The 5,295-nt window shown below is 68.7% G+C and carries 5 protein-coding genes and 2 pseudogenes; 5 read left to right on the top strand and 2 right to left on the bottom strand.

The window, feature by feature from the left end:
• Nucleotides 1–115: 115 nt before the first annotated feature.
• A pseudogene (locus AQI95_RS49530) lies at nt 116–244 on the bottom strand (IS5/IS1182 family transposase); the annotation flags it as partial.
• Nucleotides 245–458: 214 nt separating this feature from the next.
• Here AQI95_RS49530 and AQI95_RS50590 point away from each other — a divergent pair.
• Both AQI95_RS50590 and AQI95_RS41155 read left to right on the top strand, forming a co-directional pair.
• Nucleotides 459–602 (top strand): annotated as a pseudogene (locus AQI95_RS50590) (hypothetical protein); the annotation flags it as partial.
• 127 nt (nt 603–729) lie between these two features.
• Nucleotides 730–1,329 carry a hypothetical protein gene (locus tag AQI95_RS41155; RefSeq protein WP_067136200.1) on the top strand — a complete coding sequence of 200 codons (600 nt, stop codon included), beginning with the start codon at nt 730–732 and terminating at the stop codon, nt 1,327–1,329.
• Between the two features lie 183 nt (nt 1,330–1,512).
• Here AQI95_RS41155 and AQI95_RS41150 read toward each other — a convergent pair whose 3' ends face one another.
• Nucleotides 1,513–2,460 (bottom strand): GlxA family transcriptional regulator, encoded by a 948-nt coding sequence (locus tag AQI95_RS41150; RefSeq protein WP_067136198.1) that lies wholly within the window; start codon nt 2,458–2,460, stop codon nt 1,513–1,515.
• 286 nt (nt 2,461–2,746) lie between these two features.
• Here AQI95_RS41150 and AQI95_RS41145 point away from each other — a divergent pair, with 286 nt between their 5' ends.
• Genes AQI95_RS41145 through AQI95_RS41135 form a run of 3 tightly spaced genes read left to right on the top strand, consistent with a single transcriptional unit; the run spans nt 2,747 to nt 4,789 of the window.
• A complete protein-coding gene (locus AQI95_RS41145) occupies nt 2,747–3,547 on the top strand; it encodes an alpha/beta fold hydrolase (RefSeq protein WP_067136196.1) in 801 nt (266 codons plus the stop codon).
• 46 nt (nt 3,548–3,593) lie between these two features.
• A complete protein-coding gene (locus AQI95_RS41140) occupies nt 3,594–3,998 on the top strand; it encodes a GlcG/HbpS family heme-binding protein (RefSeq protein ID WP_067136194.1) in 405 nt (134 codons plus the stop codon).
• A complete protein-coding gene (locus AQI95_RS41135) occupies nt 3,995–4,789 on the top strand; it encodes an SDR family oxidoreductase (protein ID WP_067136192.1) in 795 nt (264 codons plus the stop codon). Before AQI95_RS41140 ends, AQI95_RS41135 begins: the two co-directional genes overlap by 4 nt.
• Nucleotides 4,790–5,295 lie beyond the last annotated feature (506 nt).

The raw sequence follows: 5,295 nt of genomic DNA, 5'->3' as shown, positions 1-5,295 counted from the left end.
AAACCCTCATGACCACACCGGCCCTCCAGGCCGCGTGACCGAACCTGTCACCCAAACCTGCAGCAGACCCAACGCTTCAGAAATCCCGAAGTTGCGTCACCCGGCGGCATGGCACGCGGAACCAGTGCAGGAGCGCGAAGGCGGCTTCGACGACCCAGCAGTGCACGCCCAGGCCGGAGCCGTGCTCGATCTCACGGCGAGCAATGACCGGGCGTATGCCCATCCCTCGCAGCTTGCGACGGTAGACGTCGTAGTCTGCTGAGTTTCTGCGTCTGAGTTTCTGCGTCGGCTGGATGTGGCGGGGGGACGGTCGACGGGTTGCGTATCGGCTCAGAACAGCAGCCTGTCACCAGGAATCGCTCATCGCTCGCTGCGGAGGCTCTACCGCTGCGAGGCCGTAGCGAGCCGATGGAGCGGGCCCTTTCCGTGGTCCGCGCCGCACGGCGTCCCGGGTCCGGGGCGTGGTACTGGTCAGCGGACCGGCGGGCATCGGCAAGAGCGCCCTGCTCGCGGAGGTGTGCAGTCGGGCCGGACGGATACAGGTCCGGCCCGCTCTGGGCACGTGCGACCCCATCGAGCAGTCAGTCCCGGCGCACCAGTGATCGCCTGGGGCACCCGCCGGACGAGCGTACGCGCGGGTTCCTCGACGCCTCGGCGGGCAATCCCCTGCTGGCCATCAACGTCCTGGACAACTTCGCGCGGGCTGTCGCACGGGGCGAACCCGACACCGTGCCCCAGGAGTTCGGTGCGGCCATCGCCCGCAGGCTCGCCGGCCTCCTCGATACGGCGCGCACCCTCGTCGAGGTCGTCGCAGTCTGCGGACGCGCCGTCACCGTCCAGGAAGCCCTGCGCACGGTGCCGGAACTGGTCGGCTCGGGACGCGAGGTCGCGGTCGGGTCCGGGTTGATCACCATCCACGACCAGCGCCTGGCACCACGCCACGATCTGGTGCGGGAGGCCGTCTGCGGGGCCCTGCCCGACTTGACGGTCCGCACCCTGCATGGGCGGTTCGCTCGACATCACCTGGACGCCGGGCAAGCCCTGCTGGCAGCGCCGCACGCCCGCGCCGCGGCGACCCACGGCGACGTGGCCAGCGCGCTGATCCTGATCACGGCTGCTGAGCAGCTGACCGCGGCCAGTCCGCACGATGCGGGCGACCTGGCCGCGCTCGTCTTCGGCACCGTGTGTCCGGAACAGACCGAATGGTTCGATGTGGGCCGGCGCTGCCTGTCCGTGCTGAGCCGCACCCAGCGTGCCGCTGATGCGATCACTGTCGCGAATGCGATTCTCGCTCACGTGGACGACGCCAACCTGGTCGACGGTCCTTGAACCGTCGGCGTGGCGTTGTCCGCGCGTCAAAGTGTTCCCCCCAGTCCCGTGCCGCGTTCCGTTGCGGGCTGCTTCGGCCTGCAAACACCCATCTGACGGGCTCCCAGGGAAGAGGTGGGCGGACCTCCCGGGGAAGGGGTGGGAGCACCCTCCTGAGCGGCGGGCGGGGACCAGGCCGCCCCGTCAGCCGACCTGGTGCTGGAAGGCGCGGCGATACGCTGTGGGAGTGATGCCGACGGTGTCACGGAAACGGGCGCGCATGTTGGCGCCGCTGCCGAGGCCGCACCGGGTGGCGATCTGTTCCACCTGGAGGTCGGTGGTCTCCAGAAGTTCGCGTGCGCGGTTGATACGGGCGGTCAGGAGCCATTGGTGCGGGCTGACGCCCGTTTCCTGGCGCCAGAGGCGGGTCAGGGTGCGTGGGGAGACGCCGGCGTGGTCGGCGAGTTCGGGGATGGTGAGGTTTTCCTCGAGGCCGTGCAGCGCCCATTCACGGGTGTCGGCAAGTGTGGTGGCCTGCGGGGCGGGGAGGCTCCGGGTGATGTACTGCGCCTGTCCGCCGTCGCGATGGGGGGCGGCAACGATTTCCCTGGCGATGTCGTTCGCGACGGCTGCGCCGAGGTCTTTGCGGACCATGTGCAGACATAGGTCGATACCGGCCGTGACGCCCGCGGAGGTCAGGATGGTGTCGTTGTCGATGTAGAGGACGTTCCGGTCGACGCGCAGCCGGGGGTAGAGCTCTTCGAGGGCATCCGCGCTGGCCCAATGGGTGGTGACGGTGCGGTCGTCGAGCAGTCCGGCCGCGGCGACGGCGAAGGCGCCGGTGCAGATGGAGGCGATGCGTATCCCCGCGCGGCCGGCGAGCTTGAGAGCTGCTTTCACCCGCGGTGGCGGGGGGCGCCGGAAGTCCTCGAAGCCCGGAACGATGATCGTGTCCGCTTCGGCGAGTGCTTCGAGTCCCGCGGTCAGCCCGAGGGTGAACCCGGCGCTGGTGGTCACGGCGTCCTCGGTGTCTCCGCACACGGTGAGCTCGTAGGGGGTGTACGGACGGTCCCTGAAGATCTGTGTGGGGATTCCCAGATCGATGGGCAGCACGCCGTCTACCGCCAGTACTGCAACGCGGTGCCGGTTCATGGCCGCAATGTTACGGCCAGTGCCCATGACGCAGGGAGGCCAGTCGGCCTCCTGACCATCGGTTCCATGGGTACCTCCGGCAGATTCCTCTTCAGCCACCGGTCTGCGCGGCCGGAGACGGATGGCCCCTGCGCCTCACCTTGGCCTGAAAAGTGCGCATGCTGGCAGATGAGCCGTGGCCCGGCGGGGAGATCCCGGAGCAGGATCGGACATCGAGCGCGGGGCGACCGGCTCCACAAACCGGTGGAGCGGTCCGAGGACCTCGGCCGTGGACGAGGAGCTGACAATGACTCCGCAGAATGTGGCGGGCTGCTTCTTCGATGTACAGGGCGGCCAGGTGTACGCCCACGTTCGCGAGAGTGACGGCCCGGCGCTGGTCTTCCTGCACTACTGGGGAGGCTCACGGCGCACCTGGATCCCGGTGCTTCAGTGTCTGGAACCGGGGCAGGGCTTCGTGGCCTACGACCAGCGCGGATGGGGCGACTCCACGAGCGTGCCGGGACCTTACGGCCTGGAGCAGCTCGCCGACGACGCGCAACGGGTCATCGGCGCGCTCGGATACTCCCGCTATGTGCTCGTCGGGCACTCGATGGGCGGCAAGGTGGCCCAGATGGTGGCCGCACGCAAGCCCGAGGGGCTGACCGGAGCCGTCCTCGTGGCGCCCGCGCCGCCTGCTCCAATCGGGGTGACCGAGCAGGTACAGGAGGCGGTTTCCCACGCCTACGACAACGAGGCGGCGGTTCTTCAGGGCATCGACTTGATGCTGACCCACGGCGGCCTGACTCCCGAGTTGCGTCGGCAGGTGGTCGAGGACAGTCTGCGCGGCGGCGACGAGGCCCGTCTCGCGTGGCCGCGCCAGGGCCTGGTGCAGGACGTGTCGGCCGGTGTCGGTGCCATCGAGGTGCCGGTGCTGGTTCTCGCGGGCAGTCACGACAAGGTCGACCCGCCCACCGTGCTCGCCGACCACCTGCTGCCGCTGATCCCGACCGCCTCGCTGACCGTCCTGAAGGACACAGGCCACCTCTCACCCCTTGAGGTGCCCGACCAGGTGGCCGCACACATCGGCGCGTTCGTCGCCCGGCTATGAGCACAGCACTCCAGCACCGACACCGACACCGACAGGGGCAACCGCCATGAGTATCAAGCTGGATACGGCTCAAGCCGTGATCGCAAGGGCCCGCGACCACGCGGTGGCGATCGGCGTTCCGATGAACATCGCCGTCGTCGACGGCGGTGGACACCTGGTCGCGTTCGCCCGGATGGACGGGTCGATCCTCGGCTCGATCGAGATCGCGCTGGCCAAGGCGAAGACCTCGGTCCTGTTCGACGGCCCGAGCGAAAGCCTGTGGGAGTTCTGCAAGCCCGGCGGGCCGGCTCCCACGACCGAGTACACCAACGGCGGCCTGATCCCCTACGCGGGCGGTCTCCCCGTGCACGACGACAACGGCACTGTGATCGGCGCCATCGGCGTGTCGGGCGGCATGCCCGTCCAGGACGGCGAGGTCGCCCGTATCGCGCTCGGAAAGGAAGCACGATGAAGAAGATCCTGATCACCGGAGCCGGCACCGGCCTGGGCCGCGGCACCGCCATCGGCCTGGCCCGGGCCGGGCACCAGGTCATCGCCACCACGGAGATCTGGTCGCAGGTGACCGAACTGCGCCAGCACATCGGGGAACTCGGCTTGCAGGACCGCGTCACGGTCGACAAGCTCGATGTCCTGGACGCCCGCGACATCGCGGCCGTCTCCGACTGGGACTTCGACATGTTCGTCAGCAACGCCGCGATCGGCGACTGCGGGCCGCTGGCGGAGATCCCCGTCGACCTGGTGCGGCGCACGTTCGAGACGAACGTCTTCGCGAACCTCGAACTCACCCAGCGTGTGATCCGGAAGTGGGTGGATGGCAGAACGGCGGGCCGTGTCGTCATCATCAGCTCGATGGGCGGCATGCTGACCGCCTTCGGCCTGGGCCCCTACTGTGCGACCAAGCACGCGCTCGAAGCCATGGCGGCGACCCTGCGCGACGAACTCGCGCCGACCGGGATCACCGTGCAGACCATCAACCCCGGGGCGTACCAGACCGGGTTCAACGACCGTATCGCGGACACGACCTTCCGCTGGCTGGACGACGCGGTCAACTTCAACAAGACCAAGGACGTGAAGGCCCGCTTCGCGGAGATCCTGGCCGACCAGTACGACCCGCAGGACATGATCGACAAAATGGTCGAGATCATCGGCGCCGAGCACGGCAACTACCGCAACGTCTGGCCCCCGGCGACCGAGGAACTCATCAAGCAAGTCCAGGAAGCCGCCTGGACCCGCACGGTGTAACCCGGCGCCGTCAGGGGCGAAGGCCAAACCCCCGTCACACCGGCACCGCGCAGCCCGCTGCCCGCGTGACGGGCCCGGAGCATCTCGGTGGCCCGGAACCCGATGGACAACATCCCGCGTACGACAGGTACTGCGACCTCGAAGCGAGCGCGCCGGCGGACGCGGAATCGGCAGCGTTCACCGTCCGGGCCTGCCGGTGAGCCACGGAACCGAAGCTCCGAAGCGACGGCGTGGCAGTTCTCCGACACGGGAGAAGGAAGGCGAAGTTGTCGTGACCGCCGCCGAAGACAGGAACAAGGCGATCGCCCTCAAGGCGTTCTGCGCGGACGCTTCACAGGGATCGGGCAGTCCACGCCGTGGAGCGCCGCCAATCTCCTCCGTGTCGAGGACGGTCTCCTGGTCGAACACTGGGACGTCATCGAAGAGGGGGCCACCCGGGACCAGTCGCTGAGCGGACTGCCCATGTACGGCGACGACTTCCCCGAAGACCGCTAACAGGCCGACTC

It is taken from the genome of Streptomyces yokosukanensis, assembly GCF_001514035.1.
Lineage (GTDB): Bacteria > Actinomycetota > Actinomycetes > Streptomycetales > Streptomycetaceae > Streptomyces > Streptomyces yokosukanensis.
Note: the sequence above shows the minus strand (reverse complement) of the source record. Positions and strands in the feature narration are given on the sequence as shown.